Source organism: Variovorax sp. 01T439_2 (assembly GCF_056398445.1).
The window spans coordinates 1-4,948 of record NZ_JBFTPJ010000408.1; the positions used below are offsets into that span (position 1 = coordinate 1).

The 4,948-nt window shown below is 69.2% G+C and carries 5 protein-coding genes; 2 read left to right on the forward strand and 3 right to left on the reverse strand.

Features of this window, described 5'->3' with window-relative positions; translation table 11 throughout:
• Positions 1 to 119 precede the first annotated feature (119 nt).
• Both AC1DOC_RS18960 and AC1DOC_RS18965 read left to right on the forward strand, forming a co-directional pair.
• Positions 120 to 1,631, forward strand: a complete 1,512-nt coding sequence (locus tag AC1DOC_RS18960; protein WP_015868021.1) for a M20 family metallopeptidase — start codon at positions 120 to 122, stop codon at positions 1,629 to 1,631.
• Entirely contained in the window at positions 1,628 to 2,494 is an 867-nt protein-coding gene (locus tag AC1DOC_RS18965; RefSeq protein WP_436301870.1) for an alpha/beta hydrolase, read from the forward strand. The genes AC1DOC_RS18960 and AC1DOC_RS18965 overlap by 4 nt, the downstream gene beginning before the upstream one ends.
• Before the next feature lie 16 nt (positions 2,495 to 2,510).
• Here AC1DOC_RS18965 and AC1DOC_RS18970 read toward each other — a convergent pair whose 3' ends face one another.
• From AC1DOC_RS18970 to AC1DOC_RS18980, 3 genes are all read right to left on the reverse strand, one after another.
• A complete protein-coding gene (locus AC1DOC_RS18970) occupies positions 2,511 to 3,689 on the reverse strand; it encodes an MFS transporter (protein WP_478130271.1) in 1,179 nt (392 codons plus the stop codon).
• Between the two features lie 142 nt (positions 3,690 to 3,831).
• The gene (locus AC1DOC_RS18975; protein WP_478130272.1) at positions 3,832 to 4,293 is read right to left on the reverse strand and encodes a YidB family protein; all 462 of its coding nucleotides are present in this window, start codon (positions 4,291 to 4,293) and stop codon (positions 3,832 to 3,834) included.
• Between the two features lie 100 nt (positions 4,294 to 4,393).
• Positions 4,394 to 4,948 (reverse strand): peptidase dimerization domain-containing protein (locus AC1DOC_RS18980; RefSeq protein ID WP_478130273.1); only part of this gene is annotated, 555 nt, incomplete at its 5' end.

Sequence of the window (4,948 nt, forward strand, 5' to 3'; positions counted from 1 at the left end):
CCTTGATCCGAGTCGATGCTGCCTTGCTCACATTGCGCTCCGGGTTGAGATCGCCGCACTCTACGCGCGCTCGCCCAAGGGCGCAAAATGCGATTTTTTCCTTAGCCGCGGAGAACCCGATGAACGCCCCCTTGCACCGCGAAATGCCCGCCGGCCTGCTCGATGCCGAGCGTGCCCTGTCCGATGTCAGCGCCCAATGGGACGGCGACATCCTCAAGCAGCTCACCGACTACATCGCCATCCCTGCCAAGTCGCCCGGCTTCGACAAGGACTGGTCGGCCCACGGCTACCTGGAGACCGTGCTGCGCAATGCGGCGGCCTGGGTCGAGGCGCAGAAGGTCGAGGGCCTGAAGCTCGAGATCGTGCGCCTGGAAGGCCGCACGCCGGTGCTGTTCTTCGAAGTGGCCGCCAGCGGCACCGATATGGGCGAGACCGTGCTGATGTACGGCCACCTCGACAAGCAGCCCGAATTCACCGGCTGGCGCAACGACCTCGGCCCCTGGACGCCCAAGTACGAGAACGGCCTGCTCTACGGCCGCGGCGGCGCCGACGACGGCTATGCGGTCTATGCCAGCATCGCCGCGCTGCAGGCGCTCAAGAACCAGGGCGCGGCGCATCCGCGCATCGTCGGGCTGATCGAGACCTGCGAGGAAAGCGGCTCCTACGACCTGCTGCCGTACGTCGATGCATTGCGCCCGCGGCTGGGCAACGTCGAGCTGGTGATCTGCCTGGACTCCGGCGCCGGCAACTACGACCAGCTGTGGCTCACCACCTCGCTGCGCGGCATGGCCAGCGGCACGCTCAAGGTCGAGGTGCTGACCGAAGGCATCCACTCGGGCGACGCCTCGGGCCTCGTGCCCTCGAGCTTCCGGATCATGCGGCAGGTGCTCGACCGCCTCGAGGACAGCGCCACCGGACGGCTGCTGCCCGCGAGCTTCCACTGCGAAGTGCCGGCCGACCGGCTGGCGCAGGCCAGGGCCACCGCGGCGATCCTGGGCGACGAGGTCTACAAGCGCTTTCCGTGGGCCCACTACGACTGCGGCGGCTCGACCATGTTCGCGCTGCCGACCACCACCGATCCGGTCGAGGCGCTGCTCAACCGTACCTGGAAGCCCACGCTGTCGGTGACCGGCGCCGAAGGCTTTCCGGCGCTGAAGGACGCGGGCAACGTGCTGCGCCCCTACACCGCCTTCAAGCTGTCGCTGCGCCTGCCGCCGCTGGTCGACGCGGCCGAGTCGGTGCAGCAGCTGAAGGCGCTGCTCGAGGACAACGCGCCCTACCAGGCGCGCGTGACCTTCGAAAGCGGCGGCGGTGCCACCGGCTGGAATGCGCCGACGATCACGCCGTGGTTCGAGGATGCGCTCAACAAGGCCTCGCAGGCGCATTTCGGCGCATCCTGCGGCTACATCGGCCAGGGCGGCACGATCCCGCTGATGAACATGCTGAGCGCCGGCTTTCCCAAGGCGCAGATGATGGTCTGCGGCGTGCTGGGTCCGAAGAGCAATGCCCACGGCCCGAATGAATTCCTGCACGTGCCCTACGCCAAGAAGCTCACGGCCGCGGTGGCCGAGGTGATTGCGGCCCTGCCGGCGGCGCACCGCGCCGCCACCGCGGAGCCGGCAGCCGCTTGAGCCCGGCGGCGCCGGCGCCGCTGCCTTTGCCGCAGCGGGTTTCGCTGCCCACGCCGGACGGCGAAACGCTGCTGCTGCGCCGCCTTCCGGCGGCCGGCGCATCGCGCGGCGTCGTCGTGCTGGTGCATGGCCTCGGCGAGCATGCCGGGCGCTATCACCAGCTCGCGGCGCGCCTGCATGCATGGGGCTTCGCGGTGTGGACCCACGACCACCATGGCCACGGCGGATCGTCCGGCGCGCGCGGCGCATTGCCCCGCGAGCTGCGGCTGGTCGAAGACCTCGCGCTGGTCATCGACGATGCGCGCCGCGGGAACCCCGGCTTGCCGCTGCTGCTGCTCGGCCACAGCCTGGGCGGGCTGGTCGCTGCCAGCCTGGTGGCACGCGGTGTGCGGCCGGTCGACGGCCTGGTGCTGTCTTCGCCGGGGCTCGACCCGGGCCTGAGCGGATTCCAGAAGGCGCTGCTCGCGGTGCTGCCGCGCATTGCGCCCGGGCTGCGCGTCGGCAACGGCCTGGACGACAACTTTCTTTCGCACGACCGGGCCGTGGTGCAGGCCTACCGCGACGACCCGCTCACGCACGATCGCATCGGCGGCCGGCTCGCGCGCTTTCTGGCGCACGAAGGGGCGGTGGTGCAGCAGGCCGCGGCGAATTGGCCGGTGCCGACCCTGCTGCTGTATGCGGGCGACGACCGGCTGGTGCTGCCGGCCGCGAGCCGCGCCTTCGCGGCCGCCGCGGCGCCCGGCGGCATGGTCGAAGCGCAGTGCTTCGAAACGCTGTACCACGAGATATTCAACGAGCTCGAGGCCGAACCCGTGTTCGCCGCGCTGCAGCGCTGGCTCGGCAAGCGCTTTCCGCCGGACTGACGAAGGAAGAAGCGTTTCAGGCGCTCGCAGCCGCCGCCTCGCGCCGGCGCGTCTGCGCAAGCCACAGCAGCGCTGCGCCCGTGAGCGCCACCGGCACCAGCGAGCCGTAGTTCAGCAGCTGCCAGCCCTGCGTCGTGACCAGCACGCCCGAGGCAAACGAAGTCAGCGCGAGCGTCGCGAACACGCAGAAATTGAGCGCGCCCTGCGCCCGGTCGCGCTCTTGCGGGGTGTAGGCCGTGAGCGAGAGCGTGGTGCTGCCCGTGAACAGGAAATTCCATCCCACGCCCAAGAGGCACAGCGCCACGAGGAAGTGCTGCAGCTCCACGCCCGACAGCGCAACGGCGATGCAGCCGAAGTTGAGCGCAAGCCCCACGCCCATCACCGGCAGCGCGCCGAAGCGGCGGATCAGGTGGCCGGTGAAGAAGCCCGGCGCGAACATGCCGATCACATGCCATTCGAGCACCAGCGCGGCATCGGAAAAAGGCAGGCTGCAGATCTGCATGGCAATGGGCGTGGCGGCCATCAGCAGGTTCATCACGCCAAAGCCCAGCGCGCCTGCCGCGGCCGCCACGATGAACACCGGCTGGCGCACGATCTGCGACAGCGGCCGTCCGCCCAGCGCCTCCTGGCGCGTGAGCGTGGCGGGAAACTCGATGAAGCGCATGACCGCCATCGACAGCAGCGCCACCGCCGCCAGCGCGATGTAGGCGCCCGCGAACGGCACCGCGAACGCCTCGCGCGTGGCGGCCGCCAGGTTGGGCCCCGCCACCGCGCCGATCAACCCGCCGGCCATCACCAGCGACACCGCCTTCTCGCGCCAGGCCGGGGCCGCGAGTTCGGCGGCCGCGAAGCGATAGAGGTTCGCGTTGGCGTTGTAGTAGCCCGCCACCACCGTGGCAAGGCACAGGAGCCAGAAGTTCTTCGAGATGGCCGCGAACGCGCACAGCAAGGCCGAGCCCAGCCCCACCGCCAGCCCGATCTGGAACGACCCGCGCCGCCCGAAGCGCTGCTGCGTGCGCGCCACCAGCCCGGTGGWGAGCGCAYCGCCCACCACGTAGCCCATGACCGGCAGCGTGGCCATCCAGCCGCGCGGCGCGATGCTCAGGCCCACCAGCCCGTTGATGGCGATGAAGGTGACGTTGTTGGTCAGGAACAGGCCCTGGCAGATGGCGAGCAGCCAGAGGTTGCGGTTCATGGAAAAATGGCGGCGAAGGCGCGTTGCGGCATGGAAGGCTGCGGTTCTACGCGAATCGCCCCGGATGCGCCAGCCGAACTGCGGCGGACCAAAAAAAAGCGCCCTCGCGGGCGCCGGAATTTCCGATGAGCAAACAGTTCGCTCAAGGCTGCCTGTTCTGCAGCAGGCCGCCGAGCGTARCCAGCAGGTCGTTCGGGTTGTCCAGGCCCTGCTCCGGCACCTTGCCGTGCGGCGTGAGCTGGTCGATCAGGGCCGGCAGCATGGTGGCCAGCATGGGCAGCAGCGTTTGCGCATTGATGCCGAGCTTGGAGGCGATGCTGGCGATGGTGTYGCTGCCCAGCGCGTTCTCCAGTTGGCCGCCGGACACGGGCTGGTTTTCGCCCTTGCCGATCCAGGAGCCGATCACGTCGCCCATGCCGGCCTGCTCGAATTTCGAGACCAGCCCTCCCAGGCCACCCGCGCCGCCGTTGTTGGCCAGCAGGCCGCCCAGCGCGCCGGCAAGCCCCCCCAGGTCTCCCAGCCCGCCGATGCCGCCGCCTTGCGGCTGCTGCTGTTGGGCGGCGCCCCCGAGAACCTGGCCGAGTACCGAATCGAGCATTCCCATGGACGTTTCCTTGGTGTGTGACAGAACCGCTGGCATTTTCCCAGCCGAAGAGCCCGTGGGCGAACAAGCTTGTTTACTTTTCCGCCCGCAGCGTGACAAATTACCTGGGACGCGGTGCGCGTTTGGGCAGCAATGCGGGGCTTACCCCTTGCACGCCGACCAGACCCAGCACTGTCACCAGCGAATTCTGCGCGCCTTTCCAGGCATCTGTCACGTCGATCGCTTCGCTCAGGGCATGGAAGCCGGTCGACTTTCCGCCCCCGCCGATGATGATGGCCGGGATGCCGTACGACATCGGCACGTTGGCGTCGGTGCTGCCGCCGCGCAGCAGCGTCTTGTGGCCGAAGGCGGTGTTCGAGYGCACAGCCGCTTCCACGATCACCGAATCGGACGGCGTGCGCCCGCCCGGCCGGTCGCCGATCAGCTTGTTGCTGGCGCTCAGCGTCGCCACGTTCCAGCGCTTGTTCTCCTCGGCCACCGCTTCGTCGATGGCCGCGAGGATCTTCTTTTCGGTCTCCAGCAGCGACGCCATGTCGTCCGAGCGGATGTCGATGGCCATGCGGGCATCGGGCGCAATGGTGTTCACCGAGGTGCCGCCGCCGACGGTGCCGACGGTGAAGGTGGTCTTGGGAAAGCTGGGCGTGCGGACTTCGGC